This is a genomic window from Pseudoalteromonas prydzensis, from assembly GCF_001661495.1.
In the GTDB taxonomy this organism is placed as follows: Bacteria; Pseudomonadota; Gammaproteobacteria; order Enterobacterales; family Alteromonadaceae; genus Pseudoalteromonas; species Pseudoalteromonas prydzensis.
Window position 1 is genome coordinate 713356 of the sequence record NZ_BDDT01000001.1, and the last position, 20348, is coordinate 733703.

16 protein-coding genes are annotated in these 20348 nt (G+C 41.7%); 9 read left to right on the top strand and 7 right to left on the bottom strand.

Annotated features, from left to right (window positions below; genetic code table 11):
* The first annotated feature begins 102 nt into the window (after nucleotides 1-102).
* The 3 genes from A7968_RS02965 to A7968_RS02975 all read left to right on the top strand — a co-directional run bounded on the left by A7968_RS02965 (nucleotide 103) and on the right by A7968_RS02975 (nucleotide 6269).
* Complete coding sequence (locus A7968_RS02965; protein WP_064665072.1) at nucleotides 103-3117, top strand: TonB-dependent receptor; 3015 nt, start codon at nucleotides 103-105, stop codon at nucleotides 3115-3117.
* 83 nt (nucleotides 3118-3200) lie between these two features.
* A complete protein-coding gene (locus A7968_RS02970; RefSeq protein ID WP_064665073.1) occupies nucleotides 3201-4721 on the top strand; it encodes a tryptophan halogenase family protein in 1521 nt (506 codons plus the stop codon).
* An 18-nt stretch (nucleotides 4722-4739) separates the two neighbouring features.
* Entirely contained in the window at nucleotides 4740-6269 is a 1530-nt protein-coding gene (locus tag A7968_RS02975) for a tryptophan halogenase family protein (protein WP_064665074.1), read from the top strand.
* On the opposite strand, the gene ybaK is transcribed toward A7968_RS02975, so the two are convergent.
* From ybaK to A7968_RS02990, 3 genes are all read right to left on the bottom strand, one after another.
* Complete coding sequence (gene ybaK, locus A7968_RS02980; RefSeq protein ID WP_064665075.1) at nucleotides 6254-6715, bottom strand: Cys-tRNA(Pro) deacylase; 462 nt, start codon at nucleotides 6713-6715, stop codon at nucleotides 6254-6256. The genes A7968_RS02975 and ybaK overlap by 16 nt on opposite strands.
* Before the next feature lie 86 nt (nucleotides 6716-6801).
* Nucleotides 6802-9120: a Fe(2+) transporter permease subunit FeoB gene (gene feoB / locus A7968_RS02985; RefSeq protein ID WP_064665076.1), complete on the bottom strand. Its 2319-nt coding sequence runs from the start codon at nucleotides 9118-9120 to the stop codon at nucleotides 6802-6804.
* Nucleotides 9117-9350: a FeoA family protein gene (locus A7968_RS02990; protein WP_064665077.1), complete on the bottom strand. Its 234-nt coding sequence runs from the start codon at nucleotides 9348-9350 to the stop codon at nucleotides 9117-9119. Before A7968_RS02990 ends, feoB begins: the two co-directional genes overlap by 4 nt.
* A 215-nt stretch (nucleotides 9351-9565) precedes the next feature.
* Here A7968_RS02990 and A7968_RS02995 point away from each other — a divergent pair, with 215 nt between their 5' ends.
* Both A7968_RS02995 and A7968_RS03000 read left to right on the top strand, forming a co-directional pair.
* The gene (locus A7968_RS02995; protein ID WP_064665078.1) at nucleotides 9566-9913 is read left to right on the top strand and encodes a DUF3302 domain-containing protein; all 348 of its coding nucleotides are present in this window, start codon (nucleotides 9566-9568) and stop codon (nucleotides 9911-9913) included.
* Nucleotides 9914-9920: 7 nt separating this feature from the next.
* Entirely contained in the window at nucleotides 9921-11051 is a 1131-nt protein-coding gene (locus A7968_RS03000; RefSeq protein ID WP_064665079.1) for an HlyD family secretion protein, read from the top strand.
* Nucleotides 11052-11110: 59 nt separating this feature from the next.
* Here A7968_RS03000 and dnaJ read toward each other — a convergent pair whose 3' ends face one another.
* Entirely contained in the window at nucleotides 11111-12247 is a 1137-nt protein-coding gene (gene dnaJ / locus A7968_RS03005) for a molecular chaperone DnaJ (RefSeq protein WP_064665080.1), read from the bottom strand.
* Between the two features lie 214 nt (nucleotides 12248-12461).
* The gene (gene dnaK, locus A7968_RS03010; RefSeq protein ID WP_064665081.1) at nucleotides 12462-14381 is read right to left on the bottom strand and encodes a molecular chaperone DnaK; all 1920 of its coding nucleotides are present in this window, start codon (nucleotides 14379-14381) and stop codon (nucleotides 12462-12464) included.
* 246 nt (nucleotides 14382-14627) lie between these two features.
* Here dnaK and A7968_RS03015 point away from each other — a divergent pair, with 246 nt between their 5' ends.
* Nucleotides 14628-15443, top strand: a complete 816-nt coding sequence (locus tag A7968_RS03015) for a thioesterase family protein (RefSeq protein WP_064665082.1) — start codon at nucleotides 14628-14630, stop codon at nucleotides 15441-15443.
* Here the strand turns inward: A7968_RS03015 and A7968_RS03020 are convergent.
* Nucleotides 15432-16160: a substrate-binding periplasmic protein gene (locus A7968_RS03020; protein ID WP_167542950.1), complete on the bottom strand. Its 729-nt coding sequence runs from the start codon at nucleotides 16158-16160 to the stop codon at nucleotides 15432-15434. The genes A7968_RS03015 and A7968_RS03020 overlap by 12 nt on opposite strands.
* Before the next feature lie 197 nt (nucleotides 16161-16357).
* On the opposite strand from A7968_RS03020, the gene A7968_RS03025 reads away from it, so the two are divergent.
* Genes A7968_RS03025 through A7968_RS03035 form a run of 3 tightly spaced genes read left to right on the top strand, consistent with a single transcriptional unit; the run spans nucleotide 16358 to nucleotide 19870 of the window.
* Nucleotides 16358-17599: a paraquat-inducible protein A gene (locus A7968_RS03025; RefSeq protein WP_064665368.1), complete on the top strand. Its 1242-nt coding sequence runs from the start codon at nucleotides 16358-16360 to the stop codon at nucleotides 17597-17599.
* Nucleotides 17592-19247, top strand: a complete 1656-nt coding sequence (gene pqiB, locus A7968_RS03030) for an intermembrane transport protein PqiB (RefSeq protein ID WP_064665083.1) — start codon at nucleotides 17592-17594, stop codon at nucleotides 19245-19247. The genes A7968_RS03025 and pqiB overlap by 8 nt, the downstream gene beginning before the upstream one ends.
* Nucleotides 19247-19870 carry a PqiC family protein gene (locus A7968_RS03035; protein WP_064665084.1) on the top strand — a complete coding sequence of 208 codons (624 nt, stop codon included), beginning with the start codon at nucleotides 19247-19249 and terminating at the stop codon, nucleotides 19868-19870. The genes pqiB and A7968_RS03035 overlap by 1 nt, the downstream gene beginning before the upstream one ends.
* On the opposite strand, the gene A7968_RS03040 is transcribed toward A7968_RS03035, so the two are convergent.
* Nucleotides 19848-20345 carry a GNAT family N-acetyltransferase gene (locus A7968_RS03040; RefSeq protein ID WP_064665085.1) on the bottom strand — a complete coding sequence of 166 codons (498 nt, stop codon included), beginning with the start codon at nucleotides 20343-20345 and terminating at the stop codon, nucleotides 19848-19850. The two genes, A7968_RS03035 and A7968_RS03040, sit on opposite strands and share 23 nt — an antisense overlap.
* Nucleotides 20346-20348: the final 3 nt, after the last annotated feature.

Sequence of the window (20348 nt, forward strand, 5' to 3'; positions counted from 1 at the left end):
AATCACAACTTTTAATGTAATTTTCGTGACAATCTAACATTGGGAATGAAGCAACATAACTTCTCTACCGAAATATAATATTAATAATTAAAGGGTTTCTTTATGTCTGGTAGGTATTTTAAACGAAGTCTAATCGCAACAAGTATTGCGAGCGTGTTGTTAAGTGGTATAGCACCGCTTTCAATCAATGCAGCAGAGGCTAATGATGACGTAGAAGTCATTGAAGTAAGGGGTATTCGCGGTAGTACCGTTGCCGCAATTAACACAAAGCGCTTTGCAGCATCGCAAGTAGATGGCATTGCAGCAGAAGATATTGGTAAATTACCCGATGTGACTATTGCAGATTCACTGCAACGTATTACGGGTGTGCAAATAGAGCGGGTGGCTGGTGAAGGTGGTCCGATCGCTATACGTGGTTTACCGCAAGTCGATACCACATTAAATGGCGAAGTATTCTTAAGTGCGACGACAATTGATAGTTCAGGGGCTGACTTTGGTGATTTACCATCACAACTTTTCTCTGGCGTAGATGTCTATAAATCTGCAACATCGAGTAACAGTGCGGCTGGTATTGCAGGCTCAGTTAACTTAAAAACCCGTCGTCCGTTTGATATGGATGAAGGTTGGGTTGTCTCTGGTGGTGCTGAGATCACTCGAGGCTCTATCAGTGACGAAACCGATCCTAACATTAATGGTTTACTTAGTTATAACAACGGGAAAGTTGGTTTCTTATTCTCTGCGGTTACGTCTGAAGCAAACTTAGCCAGTGACTATAATGGTTATAATGATACCTCAGAAAACGGTGGTTTAGGCTGGACTGAAAACAACCATACATGGGGTGAACAACCTGCTGAAGGTGGCGAAGTTTACAATATTATTCCGCATGGTTTTACTGCCTTCAATAAAACTGAAGAACGTAAACGTGATGCTGTGCAGTTTTCATTTCAAGCTGACTTAGGCGAAGGCTTTGAATTAACCGCTGATTACTTTTACACAAAACAAGATCGTTTTAATGCACGTAGAGGCTTTAACCATAATAGCCGTTGGCAAACTTACGCTAACTACGCCTATGCAACTAACTCGACTGGTGACACATTCACAGATGCTGATGGCAACCCGTGGCAAGGCGTAGATGCGTTTAAAATGCGCCCTTATCGCATGCAGTCATTCACACAAGCCAATGGTAACGAAGAAAAATCGCAAAACTTTAACCTAGAGCTTAATTATGACAATGGTGGCGCATTAACGGGGCAAGTTAGAGCCACCTTTGCTCGTGCTACTGCTAAAATGCGCCACGGATATGGTGAAGGCGACATTTTAAGTATTGACCAAGGAAGCCTAGTGACAGGCCCTGGAGGTTTAAATCCTGCTGAATTTTGCAACAGTGGTGAGACGATCATAGGCGACCAAGGCGGCTGTAATGCACTGTATTCACAAGGTATAGAATCAAATGATTTCTTTATTACCTACGATGCGGCAGGAACACACCCTGCATTTGGCGGATTTGATCAAATGGTCAATGGTGGCAAAGGCATGCGCAGTGTTGCTGACTACATGGCCGATTTAGACTCATATCACGTGGGTGCGTTCTCTTCTGAAGGGAATACCGACGATGAAGGTGAAATCAATACCTTTAGCACCAAATGGAATTATGCACTTGAAGATAATCCATTTATAACCAGTGTCGATTTTGGCCTGCGCTACTCTGAACGTAAAGTGGATCACGACCAATTTACGTATACTTCTGAGTTTGGTGATGGCTGTGACATCGCCCAGTGGAAAGCAGTTGATCAACAATACAGTGGTGTTGCTGAGGGCGATCCTTGCTATCAAGTCCAAGGCACGGGTGAAATGGTTAATGGTACATGGACACCTTATACATTATTACCACCTACACGCCTTGATCAACATGCGTCTGTTTCATGGCAAACAAACTTTGGTGGAGTCACAGGTATTCCTGGCGTTTGGTCAATTGACCCGGAAAACTTTCGTGACCCACGTCAATTTCACGAAAAAGTATTTGGCAATGTCGCACGTACAGAAAATGGTGGATCAACTTACGATGCCGCCTTGGATGAACTAAGCTACTTCTTACAAGCCAACTTTGAGTACAAAGCGCTAAGCGGTAATGTGGGTATGAAAGTGGTCGAAACCAATTTATACGTAAAACAAAACCTAGTCGGTCCTAACCTTCCGCATTCTGGTTTAGGCCCTGATATTGGGGATACTGTTACCGATCGCAGCTATACCGACTACCTACCTTCAGTAAACTTAGCCTACTCTGCAACGGACGATATCATCCTACGTGCTTCATGGTCTAAAAATATGCAACCGCTTAATTTAGATCAATGGGGTGCAGGTAAAACTGTCGGTTCAGTATTTGATGACAGTTGTGGCTGTATGCGTGTCGTTAACGGGACATTGAACGGTAACCCAGCACTCGATCCTTGGCGCTCGGAAAACTATTCACTTTCTGCTGAATGGTATATGGGTGAAGCGTCAATGATGTATGTGGCTACTTATGATATTGAAATTGAGAGCTTCACCGAAAGTTCAACCGTGATGATTGATGAGCCCGATTCAGACGGCGTAACTCGCGGCCCATGGCCATTTACAGCGAATGTACAAGGTAATGGTGGTAGTGTAACCGGTTATGAAATTGGCACAAAGCTAGCGTTTGGGGATGTGTTTGAGACAAATAGCTTTATCGATAACTTTGGTATTGATGCAAACTATACCTACAGCGATAGTTCACAAGACAGCAAAGATGTACATGGTAATGACTTACCTTTCGTTGGTATGTCAAAAGATACCTATAACTTTGTATTGTGGTATGAGCAAGATGCGTTCTCAACACGCCTAGCTTATAACTTTAGAAGCCCTCGTTTGATCACCCAAGGCAGTGCTTCAACAGGTGGGCAATCACTTTATCAAGATGATTATGCACAACTTGATTTGAACGTAAGTTACCACTTTGATGAAAATATTACCGTGTATATTAACGGTTCGAATATCACTGAAGAAATTCAACAAACTTACGTAGAGTTTTCTGGACAAAAAGCATTCCAGAATGTCTATGAAGCACGTTGGACATTGGGTACTCGCATTACCTTCTAGCCGCCTTTTAGCTCGTAAAGTTGCACAATAAAACCGCTAACAAGCTTGTTAGCGGTTTTTATATTTATAATAAGAGTACGGTAATGAATAGCTCGCACCTAAAAAAAATACATAATCTGGTCATTGTTGGTGGTGGCACTACGGGCTGGATGACCGCAGCAGCTTTAAGTCAGCACTTTAAAGATCAGTCAATCACGATTACCTTAGTTGAATCTTCCGTGCTTGGCACGGTGGGAGTTGGTGAAGCAACCATTCCAACGCTACGACGCTTTTGTAATACCCTAGGTTACAGCGATGAGGATATTATTAAAGCAACCAATGCAACATGTAAATTAGGGATTGAGTTTCAAGATTGGTATCAACTTGGTAGCCGCTTTATACATCCATTTGGTTTGTTCGGACAAGGCACCAAAGACGTGCCCTTTCATCATTATTGGTTACGTGCTAAACAACACGGTCATGAAGTGCCCCTAAGTGCGTATTCGTTAGGCGCCAGTTTAGCCAAGCAAAATAAGTTTTCCCCACAACATAAAAAACCTGCTAACCAGCTCGAAGTATTCGATTGGGCCTATCATTTTGATGCCAGTTTATTCGCTGATTTGATGAAAAAACATGCCCTATCGCTAGGCGTTAAGTTAATTGATAACCAAGTAGCACAAGTAACCGTTGAGCAAGATTCGCAGCACATAAGTCAGCTTGTTTTCTCAGATAGCACTTTGTTAAAAGGTGATTTTTTTATCGATTGTTCGGGCTTTAAAGGGGTGTTACTACAACAAGCTTTAAACGTACCCTACATAAACTGGAGTCAGTGGTTAGTATGCGATCGCGCATTGGCAGTACAAACGCAAAGCAATAAACAACCAGCCGCTCGTACCATTGCCAAAGCCCATAGCGCTGGCTGGCAATGGAAAATCCCGTTACAAAACCGCACGGGCAACGGCATTGTTTACTCGAGCAAATTTTGTAGTGACCAACAAGCACTAAGCGCCCTCACTGACTCGTTAACTGAGCCCATGCTCAACGCACCAAAAGCACTATCTTTCACACCAGGACGTTGCAAACAAGCATGGCAAAGCAATTGCATAGCCATTGGTTTAGCCGCGGGGTTTTTAGAGCCGTTAGAATCCACCAGTATCGCGTTAGTTGAAACAGCCATTGCGCGTATTCAACAACTGCTGCCAACTGGGCAATACACTGAGCAGACGCAACAGCAATTTAACGACATCACAGCACTTGAATACGAACATGTGCGTGACTTTATTATTCTGCACTATAAGTTAAATCAACGAACAGACTCTGCAATGTGGCAATATTGCCGCGATATGGATATTCCACCTACGCTCGCAGAAAAAATGCAGGCATTTAAAGATACCGCCGACGTGCTACCACGTGCGTGGGAAATGTTTGGTAAAGACAGTTGGTTGGCGATTTTTGATGGCTTTAATTACTTACCTGAACAGTATCATCCCCGTGCCGATAACATGCCTGCGCAGTACCTTATAGAACAATTAAACTTTATGCAAAACACCGTGGCAACACTTACTCAGCAAACACCAGCACACAGTGAGTTTTTAAGTAAATTTACTAAAAGCGCTTGCTCTTAAACAAGGTAAATAATCACAATGCAATTAACCCAACAACCAATAACAAAAATAGTCATTGCAGGTGGTGGTACAGCTGGGTGGCTTGCCGCTGCCACACTGAGCTACGCGCTTAAAAAGCAATCTGTTGATATTACATTAATTGAATCGGATGAGATTGGCACCATTGGCGTTGGGGAGGCGACTATTCCACCACTCATCGCAATTTTAGAAAGTATCGGCATTGATTTAGCCGATTTTATCAAACATACCCAAGCTACATTTAAGCTCGGTATTCAATTTGCAGATTGGTACAGCAAAGGACAGGCTTATTTCCATCCATTTGGTACTTTGGGACGCAATATCGACGGTCACGATTTTTATCAATGTTGGTTAAAAACCAGAGCACAGGGTGATACTACCCCTTTAATGGCGCACTCTCCTGAAGCTATGTTGGCAGAGCATAATAAGTTTTTCATCCCCCACGAAGCGCACAATACCCCACTGGCAAGTACTCGCTTTGCCTTGCATTTAGATGCTGGTTTAATGGCGCGCTATTTAAGAAATTTTGCACAAAACAATGGAGTAAAACGTATTGAAGGGATCATTAGCGATGTGCAACAAGATAGTAGCGGTAATATCTGTGAGCTGCGCGTCAATCAACAGTCAGTAACTGGAGAGTTTTTTATTGACTGCTCCGGCTTTAAAGGACTGCTAATTGAGCAAACGTTGCAAGCAGGGTTTGATGATTGGAGTGAGTACCTGCCCTGTAATCGTGCGGTGACGGTACAAACCGCTCACAGTAAGACAATCAGCCCTTATACTATAGCAAAAGCACAAAACGCAGGATGGAGCTGGCATATCCCATTGCAACATCGCATGGGTAATGGCTACGTATTTTGCGATAAATACTGTGATGATCAACAAGCAATAGCCACGCTACTTGCCAGTGTAACTGGTGAGTTACTCACTGAGCCAAAAGTGATCGCTTTTAAAACTGGGGTTCGTAAGCAAGCATGGCTAAAAAATTGCTTAAGTCTTGGGCTTGCACAGGGGTTTATTGAGCCTCTAGAATCAACAGCTATTCATTTAGTATCAAAGAGTTTAGCGTTGTTCATTAAAATGTTTCCTGATAATAGTGATACTAATCAAGTCATTATTGATGAGTTTAATCGCCGTATCCATCAAGACTACCTTGAGATCCGTGACTTTTTAGTGCTGCACTATGCAACTACAGCACGTAACGACACTACTTTTTGGCAAGATTGTGCTTCGATGGCAATACCTCAAAGCTTAAAACAAAGGCTAGCAATATTTAACATCGCTGGCACTTTAACAACTACGGCCGAACAATTATTTCAACCGACAAGCTGGTATGCTGTGCTAGATGGTATGCATGTGATGCCGTCACGATATAATCCGGTACTTGATTCACTCGATAGCGATAAACTGCAGCAAAGCTTGCAGCAAGGCAGCAAAGCAATTGCAAATGCGGTATCAACGCAGCCTAGTCATGCTGAATTTATCGCTCGTTTTTGTAATGCTAACGATATTTATCAAAAATCGGCATAATGCGCCGCAGTGAGTTTAATTAATAACGCAGGCGCAAGTGCTATCTCAAGACCGCGCTTGCCTGCACTAACATACATAGTTGCAAACTGCTGCGCACTGTTGTGCACATAGGTGGCTAAACGCTTTTTTTGTCCCAGCGGACTGACACCGCCGAGAATATAACCGGTGCTGTTTTCAACCTTCTGTGCAGCTGCCATCTGCACTTTCTTAGCACCGCAGGCTTTTGCTAACAGCTTTAAATTAACTTGCTGCGTTACCGGCGTGATAGCCACAACTAACTGCTGTTCGTTTGTTTCAAGCACTAAGGTTTTAAATACTTGCTCTGCCGGTAAGGCTAATTTTTCAACCGCCTCTAAACCAAAGCTTTGCGCGTTGGCGTCATGCTCATAGCTTAGGATTTCAAAGCTGGCTCGGTGTTTTTTTAAAAGCTGTGTTGCCGGTGTCATCGCGATCCCCAGTTAATTGTTAGCCGTTTTAAACTAGCAAAAAAAAGAGCACCAAGGTACTCTTTTTTAACAATTAAATGTCTTCGCTAAATTATATTCACTACGGGGATCAAACGACTCTTAGCAGCCATTTTATTGCCATAGATACGCATTGAGCTGACGGCTAAGGCAACAACCACAGCACAGCCAAGCAACCAAAATGCCGAAAACATCGGAGCTTGCTTAAAGTTACCCACTTGGTACACCACTGAAGCCGTTATATAAGCAAGGCCGGTTGACCATGTCGCAACAAACAGCATCCATTTCATCCCAGCTTCACGGTACATTGCACCCATTACGGCCACACATGGCGTGTATAAAAGTACAAATACCAGATAACTAAATGCTGCAAGTTGGCTACTGAATAGGTTTTCCATGGTAGTAAAAGTAGAAACATTCACTTGTTGAGCAACTGCAGCACTGCTTTTATCGCTCACATTAGTGACATTTAAGCCAAGTGGATCAAGTAAGTTGGCAAACACATCAGCTAAATTAGCTGGAATACTGGCAAACGCTTCTGCCACTTTATCAATAACATTTACATCCTCACTAATACCTTGCGCTGCGCCATCTAAATTAGAATATAAGCTATCTAATGTACCGACTACGGCCTCTTTAGCGAATACACCTGTGAATATTCCCACCGTTGCAGGCCAATTATCTTGCTCAACGCCAATTGGTGAAAAAATTGGCGTTGCCACTTTAGATATTTCACTGAGCATTGATTTATCGGTATTGTCGTTACCAAAGGTAAAATCGGTGCCAATTGAGCTTAATATTTTTAAAATTACAAACACCACGATAATCGTTTTACCTGCACGCAAACAAAAGCTTTTTAACCGCTCCCACGCTTTGTAAAGCACGCCTTTTGCGGTTGGCATGTGATATGCCGGCAACTCTAAAATAAATGGCGTTAACGTGGGGGTAAACAAGGTATTCTTCAGCACTAAGCCTGTTAATACCGCCATCACAATTCCGAGGATATACAGAGCGAACACTAAATTTTGACCATTAGTGGTAAAAAACGCTGCTACAAATAACGCATACACACTTAAACGTGCGCCACATGACATAAATGGCGACATAGCAATTGTGAGTAAACGGTCTTTATGCGTCTCTAAAGTGCGTGTAGCCATTACTGAGGGCACGTTACAGCCAAAGCCTACAATTAATGGCACAAACGCTTTACCAGGTAGACCAATGGCACGCATTAACCTATCCATAATAAACGCAGCTCGCGCCATGTAGCCAGAGTCTTCAATAAAAGCCAAGCAAAAGTATAAAAAGCCAATCACAGGAATAAAGGTAGCGACAAGTTGAATACCACCGCCTACCCCATCGGCAAGTAAAGCGCGAAGCCAATCAGGTGAGCCTAATGAGCTAAGCAACTGACCAAATCCATCAACTAAAATAGCGCCTACGGCAAGATCAAAAAAGTCTATAAATGCACCACCCACATTCACCGCAATGGTAAACATTAAGTACATGATCGCTAAAAAAATCGGAATACCTAAAAAGCGATTTATTACTACCGCATCAATTTTATCGCTGATCGTTTCGCTGGCGATGCCTTTGCTGTTTTGCGTCAGTTCAGCCAGTTGGTTAGCAAACTCATAACGGCCATTGGCAAACAAAACATCGAGTTCGTGATGATCGGCAAATTGTGAAAATTCAGCTTCAGCAACAGATAAAGTGTGTTGATCAGCATAACCAAAACAACTTTCATCTTGCTCAAGTAATCGCAGAGCAAGCCACTGGCTATCTACCTTTAAAGGCTTACTATGTTTGACTAAGCTTGACGTGATATTGTTAACTGCCTGCGTTACCTTTTCATCATAACTAGGCTGCTGTGATGATATTTTTTGTCGTAGTAGGCCCTGTGCTATACAGTCTTTTAAGGCAACGATATCTTTTTTATTATTTGCACTTATCGCAATAACAGGGCAACCAAGGCGTTTTTCAAGGGCTTTAGCATCGGAGGTTAAACCATTACGCTTTGCTACATCCACCATGTTTAATACCACGACCAGTGGTATTTTCATCTCTAGTAACTGGGCTGTCAGGTATAAGTTACGTTCAAGGTTTGATGCATCAATAATATTAATGATCAATTGTGACTCACCACTGAGGGCATAATCACGGGCAATTTTTTCATCCAGTGGGGTTTGCGCATTCACATCTAAAGAGTAAGTGCCCGGTAAATCCACTAAATCAACATGTTGATCGGCCACTTTAAATTGACCAATTTTTTTGTCGATAGTTACACCTGACCAATTACCTACTTTTTGTTTGCTGCCGGTTAACGCATTGAAGAGTGTGGTTTTACCACAGTTAGGGTTGCCGATAACGGCAATGTTTGGATTCATACTGCCAGCTCCAAATTAATTGATTTTGCTTCGGCTTTACGAAGGCTCAGCACAGTGCCACGAACTTTGACAATCATAGGGTCGCCAAACGGAGAAAAGCGTAAAACATGCACTGGCGCGCCCGGTGTTAAACCCATAGCAAGTAACTTTTGACGTAACAAATTCGCATTAGGATCAATGCTTACTACAGAGCCATGTTGGCCGATTACTAATTTGTCGAGCGTTACCATGCTATCTCATTTCACTAAATACATTAATGGCGCAGATTTTACGCCTATTATTCAATCATGCAAGTGAGACTAATTATCATATCGATAAGTATGCTAAATAAAGCGACAAAACGGCTTAGTTCCCTTTTACAGCAACATAAACAGGTGCACTTGGTGTTAACTTTTGGCATTATACTCCTCTAACTTCACCCATTCGGGTAATAAAAGGGATAATAATGTTTTTAGATTACTTTGCTTTAGGGATACTGATCTTTGTTGGTATCTTCATATTTTACGGCATCATTGCGCTGCACGATATACCTTACGAAATTGCTAAAAAACGCAATCATCCACAACTAGATGCCATTCATTACGCTGGTTGGGTTAGTTTATTTACCTTGCACGTACTGTGGCCATTTTTATGGATTTGGGCAACGATGTGGCGAGAAGATAGAGGGTGGGGATTTAACCATTTACAACACGAGCATGATGAACTGGCTATAAAAGTTGAGCAATTAACAGCCCAAGTAGAGTCATTACAGTCGCAACTTAGCAGCAATAATAACAACAACGAGAAGAGCTAATACTACTATGGATTTATTATTAATACTTACCTACGCAGCTATTTGTATTGTTGTTTTTAAAGTGTTTAAAATACCATTAAATAAATGGACAGTACCTACTGCCATTCTGGGCGGTATCTTTTTAATTGGCACTTTAATTTTGGTTATGAATTACAACCATCCGCATGCTAATTTGGCAAGAAATATCTATGTCACAACGCCAATTGTTCCTAATGTCCGCGGGACCGTGACAGAAATCACTGTAAAGCCTAATCAAAAAGTTACACAAGGTGATTTATTATTCTCAATTGACGACACCCTTTATCAAGCACGTGTCAATGAAGCTACGGCACTTTTTCAAGATGCAAAGCAATCGGTTCTTGGATTAGAAGCAGCGTATAAATCAGCCCAAGCAAGTACGCTAAGAGCGAAAGCTGAGTTTTTGCGCAGTGAAGTCGAATATAAACGCTACGAAGAAGGTTCAAAAAAAGGCGCATTCTCTCGTGGTGATGTTGATAATAAAAAAGGGACCTATTATGCAGCTAAAGCAAGCTATGAAGCTGCACAAGCTGAGGAAGAACGTCAACGTATTGCCTATGAGTCACAGATCAACGGTGAGCAAACACAAATAGCCAAAGCACGTTCAGTCCTTGAGCAAGCGCAATTTGATTTGGATAGCACCCGCGTGTACGCACCAACTGATGGCTATGTCACGCAGTTAACATTACGTCCGGGGATGATGGCTGTACCTATGCCACTGAGACCTGTAATGTCATTTGTACATGAGGAAGGCACAGCGTATGCAGCTTCATTTAGACAAAACTCAAGCCAACGTTTAAAAGCAGGTTATAAAGCGGAGTTTATCTTCAAAGCAATTCCTGGCAGAACCTTTTCAGGTGAAGTTACTGCTGTACTTCCTGCTATGGGCGAAGGTCAACTACAAGCTCAAGGTGCATTAATTGGTTCGGACTTCTTTAATAAAGAAGGCAATATCATAGTAATGTTAAAAATTACTGACGATATGAGTGAATTTAATTTACCAAAAGGAACCAGTGCAGAAGTCGCTGTTTATTCAGATCATTTCGAGCATATTTCAGTAATGCGTAAAGTGTTGATCCGCATGAAAAGCTGGCAAAACTTTTTATTCTTAGACCATTAATAAGAATAACAAGCATAAAAAATGGCGCCATTCGGCGCCATTTTTTTATAACTAAAGTGTTACTTAGTTAGGTCATCAAAGAACTTTTTTACACCATCAAAAAAGCCTTTTTCTTTTGGACGGTTTTTAGACCCATCCTTACCCATACTTACTTCAAGTTCTTCTAACAACTCACGCTGGCGCTCATTTAAGTTAACCGGTGTTTCAATTACCACTTTACAAATCAAGTCACCAACAGCACCACTGCGCACAGACTTAACGCCTTTACCACGCATACGGAACATTTTGCCCGTTTGACTTTCTGTTGGGATCTTTAACTTAGCACGGCCGTCAAGAGTTGGTACTTCAATTTCCCCACCCAGCGCTGCGGTAGTAAAGCCAATTGGCACTTCACAGTATAAATTATTACCATCTCGCTCAAAGATACGATGCTCGCGCACAGATACTTGCACGTACAAATCTCCAGCAGGGGCACCATGCATGCCGGCTTCACCTTCACCCGACAAACGAATACGGTCGCCAGTATCAACGCCAGCTGGAATTTTAACTGATAGAGTTTTTGTTTTCTCTACGCGGCCTTGACCGTGACAGCTATTACATGGATCAGAAATAATCTGCCCTGTCCCCTGACAGGTTGGACACGTTTGCTGTACTGCAAAGAAACCTTGACGCATTTGTACCTGACCAGCACCATGACAGGTTGTACATGTTTTCGGTTTAGAACCCGCTTTTGCGCCACTGCCATCACAAGGTGAACAGCTCACCCATGTTGGCACTTTAATTTCAACTTCTTTACCACGAACCGCTTCTTCTAAGCTTAAGTCCATGTTGTAACGTAAATCGGCACCACGTTGTTGACGTGATTGACGACGGCCACCGCCGCCACCAAAAATATCACCAAACACATCACCAAAAATATCACCAAAATCACCTTGACCGTGGCCACCATGATGACCGCCACCACCGCCTTGTTCAAAGGCGGCATGACCATATTGATCGTACATCTGGCGCTTTTGGCTATCGGTGAGGATCTCGTAAGCTTCTTTTACTTCTTTAAACTTCGTTTCAAGTTCTTTATCGCCTGCGGTACGGTCTGGATGATATTTCATCGCTAAGCGTTTATACGCTTTTTTAATGTCTCTTTCGCCGGCATCTTTTGCCACACCAAGGACTTCATAATAATCGCGTTTTGACATATCTATCACACTACTCTTTTTATGCTATTGCAGCATTGCTGCGGATAAACCGATAAATCTAATCGATTTACCATTGAATTTTTAAAGCTATTGTATGCACGTCTTACATGCAAAAGGCGCGTCAAGCTTGTGCCTGCGCGCCTAAGTTGTTCATCCTAACTTACATTACGATATCAGTCATCGTGTTTTCAGTTAGGCGAAGCGCTTGCAACAATTACTTGTCGTCTTTCACTTCTTCGAACTCTGCATCTACAACATCATCATCTTGCTTAGTAGACTGTTGCTGTTGTGCATCTCCTTCGCCACCAGCTTGTTGAGCTTTAGCTTGTGCAATTTCCATCAATTTTTGTGATTTTTCAGCAAGAGCTTGAGTTTTAGCTTCAATCTCTTCTTTGTTGTCACTCTTAATGGCTGCTTCTAAATCTACAACAGCAGCTTCAATCGCTTCTTTATCTTCGCTTGGTAGTGCATCGCCAGCTTCTTCAACTTGCTTGCGCGTACCGTGAACTAATGCATCTGCTTGGTTACGAGCAGCAACTAGCTCTTCGAACTTTTTATCATCCTCTGCGTGCGCTTCAGCATCACGAACCATTTTTTCAACTTCTTCATCGCTTAAGCCTGAAGATGCTTGAATCGTGATTTTTTGCTCTTTACCTGTATCTTTATCTTTTGCAGATACATGTAAGATACCATCCGCGTCCACATCAAAAGTAACTTCGATTTGTGGTGTACCACGTTGTGCAGGACGAATACCTTCTAGGTTAAATTGACCCAGAGATTTATTGTCGCTAGCACGTTTACGCTCACCTTGTAATACGTGAATCGTTACTGCAGCTTGGTTATCTTCCGCTGTTGAGAATGTTTGCGATTTCTTAGTAGGGATCGTGGTGTTTTTCTCAATTAACGCTGTCATTACTTGACCCATTGTCTCAATACCTAGAGATAATGGCGAAACGTCTAGTAATAGTACATCTTTAACGTCACCTGCAAGTACACCACCTTGGATCGCCGCACCTACTGCAACAGCTTCATCAGGGTTAACGTCCTTACGTGGCTCTTTACCAAAGAACTCAGATACTGTTTTTTGCACTAGTGGCATACGTGTCTGACCACCAACAAGGATAATGTCGTTGATGTCACTTACTGATAGGTCAGCATCAGCTAGCGCACGTTTAAGTGGCTCAATTGACTTAAGTACTAAGTCTTCAACAAGTGATTCAAGCTTCGCACGTGTTAGTTTCACGTTCATGTGCTTAGGACCTGTTGCATCAGCTGTTACATACGGAAGATTTACTTCTGTAGATTGTGCTGATGAAAGTTCAATTTTTGCTTTTTCTGCAGCTTCTTTTACACGTTGCATTGCAAGTGGATCAGTTTTTAAATCTAAACCTTGATCTTTCTTGAATTCAGCTACTAAGTAGTTGATAACGCGGTTATCGAAATCTTCACCACCTAAGTGAGTGTCACCGTTTGTCGCAAGTACTTCAAATGTGTGCTCGCCTTCAACTTCATCAATCTCAATGATTGATAAATCGAAAGTACCGCCACCTAAGTCATATACTGCAACGATGTTTTCGCCTTTGTTTTTGTCCATGCCGTAAGCAAGAGCAGCAGCTGTCGGCTCATTGATAATACGCTTAACTTCAAGACCCGCGATACGACCAGCATCTTTCGTTGCTTGACGTTGTGAATCATTAAAGTATGCAGGAACAGTGATAACCGCTTCAGTTACTGCTTCACCTAAGAAGTCTTCAGCAGTTTTCTTCATTTTCTTCAATACTTCGGCTGAAATCTGTGGTGCAGCGCGTTTTTCGCCGCCCGCTTCAACCCATGCATCGCCATTATCAGCTTTGATAATTTTAAAAGGCATGATGCCGATATCGCGTTGTACTTCTTCGTCTTCAAAACGACGACCAATTAGGCGCTTAATCGCAAATAATGTATTGGTTGGGTTTGTCACTGCTTGACGCTTTGCAGGTTGACCAACTAATGTTTCACCATCTTGCGTATACGCAATGATTGATGGTGTAGTGCGATCGCCTTCCGCGTTTTCAATTACGCGGGCTTTACCGCCATCTAGTACTGCAACACAAGAGTTAGTAGTACCTAAATCAATTCCAATAATTCTACCCATGAAACTTCTCCAACTTCAAAATTCGTTAATACATTCGATGACTAGTAAATAGGGATGCGCCAAACTTAATTCAACTGTAAAAATGAAAAAAAAGTGATTTTTTGTAATTTATTTTACAAAAAGCCTGAATAAGTGTCTGTAATGGTGTTTTTTACAGCAACCATCCCGCTTTTAACAACTGGTCTGACTAGTTTTTATGTGCTATAAAATTAACAACAAATAAAAAACACCTTAATAAGGATCATCATGCACTTTGATCAATTGCTGCAACAAGCGGCACTTATTGGCAAGTTACCATTGCCTGAGCAAGCAACTGCAACCATGCAATTTCCAGCCAACTGGTGCCAAGGTCGAACAGCTTTTGGCGGTTTATCTGCTTCGCTACTTTATCAAGCAATGCGCCAACAAATAGAACCAAGCCGTCGTTTGCTTTCTATCAGTACCAACTTTGTCGGGCCTTTATTAGCAGATACTGATTTTTCACTGCACATTGAAATATTACGCGAAGGTAAAAGCAGTACTCAGGTATTGGCAAAAGCAGTGCAAAATAATCAGGTGAGTGTGGTTGTGCAAGCATGTTTTGCAAAATCTCGCGATTCAGCAATCAATGTACCCATTACAAAAGCAATGAGCCTGAAACCTGTTAATGAGCGTCACACTTTACCATTTCAAGCTGGGGTAATGCCGGAGTTTTTTCAACATGTTGATTTATGCCCACAACAGGGCAGCATGCCGTTTACTGCCGCGCAAACATCACACTTAGGCGGCTGGATGAAATTAAAACAATCACCAGCGCAACTTAGTGAAGCCCATATCATTGCACTTACAGATGCTTGGCCACCAACGTTATTACAAATGTTTAGCCAACCGGCGCCTGCAAGTAGCATGTCATGGTATTTAGAATTTGTGCAAACACCTCAGTTGAGCGCTGGCGAGTGGCTTGGTTTTGAGGCAATAACTCACCACTGCAAAGATGGCTACGGGTTAGAAGATGGCTGCATTTGGTCGCAATCTGGAGAATTACTGGCGCTTACTCGGCAAACAGTTGCCCTATTCGATTGAGTTTGGGGTAACAAGCTGAGTATATTCACTACCATCAAAGGCCATAATTTTACTGTATTCGCCATTTTCAATGATATGGGCAAGCCCCATATCAAAAATCTCTTGTAGCACTTTACTGGTAAAATAAGCCGGACGAGGTGCTTCAGGAAATATTGGGTGAATTGTGATAGGTTGAATTGGATGGGTTGCTTTGTATTGCTGTAAATAATATAAAAATACCCGCTTTTCCAATACGACCACATCAACCCACTCTTTCATTAACTGATCAACTTGAGCTGCTTGATAAACCACTTCTTCATAAGAGCGTAATTTAGTCGTTAATGCTTTAAATGGCGCAGGCAGAAATTCGGTGGCATTTTGAAAAGCAACCACACTCTTGCCAGAAAGGTCATACACGCTATTAATTTTAAAATTATTCTTCTTTAAACTAATAGCCACGTTTTGATAAGCCAATAAACTCTGACTTGAATAAATCGCAGAATTAGTTGCTCCGGCATAATTCATTGCAATATCAACACTCATTTGTTCCAGCGACTGCCCTGCTCGCTTATTGGACATATAAATGATATCCAAATTAGTGACACCTTGATCTTTAAACGCTGATTTTAAAATCTGCAATTGTAAACCAGTGTCGTCGTCGCTAAATACATAAGGTGGCAAAGATGGGCTAACAGCAACAGTGATTCTATCGCTGGGCTTAGGCGCGGTTAAGCTCATGACAAGCCCACTATATAATATTAAATAAATCGCTATAAAATACTTCATTTAATCTCTCTGAATCTATGCTTTTTGCTAATTATAAATTGCATAACAACATTCTTAATAGACTAGTCTAGTTAATCCAATCTCGCATTTGTATTTAGCCCTTAATTAATGCAAACTTGGATTAAATTACTTCTTTCATGGCGACTAATTTGCAAACTGCTTGCCCTAATTGTGACCTTATAATCGACATTCCACGCATCGTTGCAAAACAAATGGCTGTCTGCCCACATTGCCACAGTAAACTATGCGCAGCAAATGTAAATTATGATAGTCGTATTGTAGCGCTTAGCCTCAGTGCTCTTCTGATGCTGCTAAGTAGTATGTTTTACCCATTTATTTCATTTAGCAGTAATGGCATAACACAGACTATTACCTTACCCGATGCGGCAAGAATTTTATTTAACTACGACAGTGATTTATTAGGCCTATTTATCGATGTCAGCATCATTGGCTTACCCATGATGTTGCTCGCAATTCTTATTCCATTGCATTTAGGGGTATTAAAAGTATTACCTAACGTAATTTCCAGACGCTTACTTAAGTTTACCTTAGCGTTGGAGCCGTGGATCATGTCTGAGATATTTCTTATTGGTGTGTTGGTCAGTATGGTTAAAATAATGTCACTGGCGGAGATTAGCTTTGGCGTTAGCTTTTGGGCGTATGTCGCGTTTGTACTACTTTATATTGGCGCGTTAGCTCATTTAAATAGAGCACGGTTATGGGAGCAAATACAGCCACAAGCTAAAATAGCAGCAGAAAAACTATCACACCGCGCCATAGATAATGATATTCGTGCCTGTCATGTGTGCCATCAACTTAGTGAAGGCGAGTATTGCTCGCGCTGTAATAGTAAAACCCATCTCCGTAATCCTCACAGTGTACAAAAGGCCGCAGCTTGGTTGTTAACATCAATTGCCTGTTATATTCCTGCCAATCTATTCCCAATCATGTACACCACAAGTTTAGGGGATGAATCTCCGTCAACATTAATCGGTGGCGTCATTATCTTATGGCAAGCAGGTTCATATCCAATTGCGGTGATTATTTTTCTAGCCAGTGTGGTGGTTCCTTTAGCAAAAGCGCTCATTTTAAGTTTTTTATGTTTCTTGGTCAGCAAACCGGCCAATAGCCAAACAAAGGGCTATACCAAAGTGTATCAATTAACTGAATTTATTGGTAAATGGTCCATGATTGATGTATTTGTTGTCGCAATTCTAGTAGCCTTAGTACAATTAGGAAACTTAATGTCAGTGACTCCTGGCTTAGGCACTGTATTTTTTACTATCATGGTGATCTGTCAAATGTTGGCAGCCCACGCGTTTGATCCTCGATTATTATGGGATTCGCCAAGCAATGATAAAAAGCATAAATTAGAGAAACAGCATGAGTGAAACCGCTAATATAAAAAAAGAACCAATTATTTCAGCTATTTGGATAATACCCGTAATAGCTTTATTAGTTGGTGCGTGGATGCTTTATCAATATCAAGCAAATAAAGGCGCCACTATTTATATTTCAATGCCTCATGCTGAAGGGATAGTGGCAGGAAAAACAGAGATCAAAGTGCGCAGCGTGAAAATAGGCCAAATCGATCATGTGCGCCTTTCTGATACAAAAAACAGTGTTATTGCCCGCGCCCAAATCGACAAACATTATGATGGATTACTGACCGAAGATGCCAATATCTGGGTTGTGAAACCGCGTATTGATGAAACCGGGATCAGTGGTATGAGTACCTTACTTTCTGGGGTGTATTTAGAGTTTGCTCCGGGTGAAAGTACAAAAACCAAAGAACACTTTGAATTACAAGAAGAGCCTGCATTAATTGGTAAAGATGTAAAAGGCGGCCGTTTTACCTTACTTAGTTACGATGCAGAAGTAATGGATGTAGGCACAGGTATCTTTTTTAAAAATTATAAAATTGGTCAAGTTGAGACGGCGACTTTTGATTGGCAAAACCAAGCGATGAAGTACGGTATTTTCGTCAACGAACCTTATCAAAACCTGATCACTTTAAATTCTATTTTTTGGGTCAATTCAGGTGTTGAGATTGATTTATCGGCCGATGGTATTAATGTCAAAACAGGATCTATAAGTAGACTATTGAAAGGAGGTATATCTGTTGCGTTGCCTGATCAGCAATCACCTGGCGAGTATGCCCAAGAAGGTCATAACTTTTCTCTAAGTAATAGTTACAAAGATGCCTTAGAGGAGCGCTTTTATGACTTTGATTATTATTTAATTGAGTTTGAGCAGTCTATTCGAGGCTTGCGCGCTGGCGCACCGGTCGAATATCGCGGCATGCGAGTAGGCACGGTAGTTGAAGCCCCTGCAAATGTGATCATCGATGGCATGCCAGCCCACTTTAGAACAGATAACACCGCTGTGCCTGCGCTAATAAAAATCGAATATGGTCGTATTTATCATGACAGTGCATCAGCCAAAAAGTTTTGGCAAAGCAGCGTAGATGGTTGGATCAAAAATGGTTTACGTGCTTCTTTAAAACCGGGCAATTTACTCACCGGCGCTGTGTACGTTGATTTTGATATCTACCACGATGCACCTAGTGCTCAATTAACAACGCTCTCGCAATACCAAGTGTTCCCGAGTATTTCCAGTGGCATCACGGTATTAGCTGATCAAGTTTCAGATGTATTAAATAAAGTAAATAATTTAAAAATTGAAGACAGTTTAGCGCAAATTGAATCCGCATTTGCTGATTACCAATCGCTAGCAAATGAAATGCGCACATTATTAAATAAACAAGATACCCAAGATTTACCGGGTGATATTAACCGTAATTTTGCTGAAATGACTAAAAGTATGCAGCAATTTGATGTGACAATGAAACAATTTGAAAAAACCATGGCCAGTTACCAACAAGGTTCTTCATTTCATCAGCAGCTACAACAAACGCTGTCAGAATTTAAGCGCTTGAGTGAAGAGTTGCAACCGCTTACTCGCGGTTTAAATGAACAACCGAATATGTTTATTTTTGATAAATCATTGCCTAGCGATCCAACTCCGAGGAAACAATAATGCGCACGCTATTACGACCACAATTTTTTGCTGTTATCGGGGTGCTATTGTTATCTGGGTGTAGTCAGTCGCTTAATGCACCGGTTGAATATTATCAGTTTGAGCAAACCATAAAGCCAATGCAGCGCAGTTCAACTGACACAATAGCTCAATTACGCGTCACGACTGTCAGCCTGCGTGGTGCCTTGAATAATCGAGGTATCGCCATGAAACTAGACAACAACCAAGTTAACGCTGCAAATTATCATTTATGGAGTGAAGCCCCAGATCAAATGCTCACCGCCAGCGCACATCAAGCGCTCTTTACCGCTCTTGATAACTGGATGGTGGTGAAAGGTTTACCAGTTATTACCGACAAAGATCAGCAAAGTTATTATGAGCTGGAATATGAGCTGCATCATTTTAATGGTGATAATCAAGGAAATGCGGATATTTCTGGGTTGTGGCGGCTGTATTACACGACTTTTGAGAAAGGCCGCTCATTAAAAGAAATTCATTATTTTAGTGAGGTTAGCCCATTAATTGATGATGACTATGAAGGTCTTGTCGCAAGTTTAGAATTAAACTGGCAAACGATTAATAAACAAGTCGCAGCAACTATCAGTGCCCTGAGTCACGAATAAACACCACCAAAGCAGTGCCATCTTTATTTAGCACTGCTTTGCCACAAACAGTAAAGCCCAGTTTATTTAATAACCCATGGGACACGCTATTATCCACATCAGCAATCGCAGCAATCTGTGGAAATTTACCTTCGTAAACACTTAATAATTTTGCAGCTGCTTCATAGGCAAACCCTTTCCCGGTATATTGCTCTAAAAATGCAAAACCAATATCTGGCACTGCTAATGCATCGCGTTGGAACAACCCCACCATACCCAAGGCATCACCGTGTTTATTTGCCACAATATACGGCCCAAAGCCTTGTTGTTGATGACCATCAATAAATGCTTTTTGTATGTACTGCTCAGCTTGTTGCTCAGTGTAAATGCCTTTATCAGCAATATAACGATAAAAACTAGGCTGATTTAATAAGCTTAAAATAAATGGCGCATCACTGAGCAGACCATGGCGAAGAACTAAACGTTGTGTATGCATATT

What these genes read in the sequence shown, in the direction of transcription:
- A7968_RS02990 (WP_064665077.1), bottom strand. Translation starts at nt 9,350, where the DNA reads ATGGTAACGCTCGACAAATTAGTAATCGGCCAACATGGCTCTGTAGTA.
- dnaK (WP_064665081.1), bottom strand. Translation starts at nt 14,381, where the DNA reads ATGGGTAGAATTATTGGAATTGATTTAGGTACTACTAACTCTTGTGTT.
- dnaJ (WP_064665080.1), bottom strand. Translation starts at nt 12,247, where the DNA reads ATGTCAAAACGCGATTATTATGAAGTCCTTGGTGTGGCAAAAGATGCC.
- ybaK (WP_064665075.1), bottom strand. Translation starts at nt 6,715, where the DNA reads ATGACACCGGCAACACAGCTTTTAAAAAAACACCGAGCCAGCTTTGAA.
- A7968_RS03000 (WP_064665079.1), top strand. Translation starts at nt 9,921, where the DNA reads ATGGATTTATTATTAATACTTACCTACGCAGCTATTTGTATTGTTGTT.
- A7968_RS02995 (WP_064665078.1), top strand. Translation starts at nt 9,566, where the DNA reads ATGTTTTTAGATTACTTTGCTTTAGGGATACTGATCTTTGTTGGTATC.
- A7968_RS03020 (WP_167542950.1), bottom strand. Translation starts at nt 16,160, where the DNA reads ATGAGCTTAACCGCGCCTAAGCCCAGCGATAGAATCACTGTTGCTGTT.
- A7968_RS02975 (WP_064665074.1), top strand. Translation starts at nt 4,740, where the DNA reads ATGCAATTAACCCAACAACCAATAACAAAAATAGTCATTGCAGGTGGT.
- A7968_RS02970 (WP_064665073.1), top strand. Translation starts at nt 3,201, where the DNA reads ATGAATAGCTCGCACCTAAAAAAAATACATAATCTGGTCATTGTTGGT.
- A7968_RS03040 (WP_064665085.1), bottom strand. Translation starts at nt 20,345, where the DNA reads ATGCATACACAACGTTTAGTTCTTCGCCATGGTCTGCTCAGTGATGCG.
- feoB (WP_064665076.1), bottom strand. Translation starts at nt 9,120, where the DNA reads ATGAATCCAAACATTGCCGTTATCGGCAACCCTAACTGTGGTAAAACC.
- A7968_RS03015 (WP_064665082.1), top strand. Translation starts at nt 14,628, where the DNA reads ATGCACTTTGATCAATTGCTGCAACAAGCGGCACTTATTGGCAAGTTA.
- A7968_RS02965 (WP_064665072.1), top strand. Translation starts at nt 103, where the DNA reads ATGTCTGGTAGGTATTTTAAACGAAGTCTAATCGCAACAAGTATTGCG.
- A7968_RS03035 (WP_064665084.1), top strand. Translation starts at nt 19,247, where the DNA reads ATGCGCACGCTATTACGACCACAATTTTTTGCTGTTATCGGGGTGCTA.
- pqiB (WP_064665083.1), top strand. Translation starts at nt 17,592, where the DNA reads ATGAGTGAAACCGCTAATATAAAAAAAGAACCAATTATTTCAGCTATT.